This window comes from Flavobacterium sp. (assembly GCF_003525665.1).
In the GTDB taxonomy this organism is placed as follows: domain Bacteria; phylum Bacteroidota; class Bacteroidia; order Flavobacteriales; family Flavobacteriaceae; genus Flavobacterium.
The window spans coordinates 16,201-16,558 of the sequence record NZ_DQDX01000169.1; the positions used below are offsets into that span (position 1 = coordinate 16,201).

Here is a 358-nt window from a genome sequence, read left to right on the forward strand (position 1 = left end):
CAGATTACTTTATTAATGCCGCGTTCTGGTTTTTGTTGAAATAATGGTTTCGAATTATTTTCGAAAAAAACTTCCTCTTTTAACAAAGCCGAAAAGTCATTTTCAAACACATAGCACTCGCTGTAAACCTCATTTTTCACACCGTTTGAACGAACATTTCCCGAACACAAATAGCAATTTTCATCATGTTCAGGACGATTGTCTTCTGCTACTTTTTCGTTTTGACCTTGCCATGGACGTTTGGCGCGATGTGGTGAAACCAATATCCATTCGTCTAACAAGGGATTGTATCTTCTATGTGGATGTTCGTTATGGTTGAAGTTTTGCATAGTCTTATTTTTTAAACCTGACAGGTTTA

The 358-nt window shown here is 36.6% G+C and carries 1 protein-coding gene; it reads right to left on the bottom strand.

All coding sequences use genetic code 11. The annotated features are described in order from the left end of the window. On the bottom strand, nt 1-329 hold a 329-nt coding region (galT, locus tag DIU01_RS11855; RefSeq protein ID WP_290834715.1), incomplete at its 3' end, for a galactose-1-phosphate uridylyltransferase. Nucleotides 330-358: the final 29 nt, after the last annotated feature.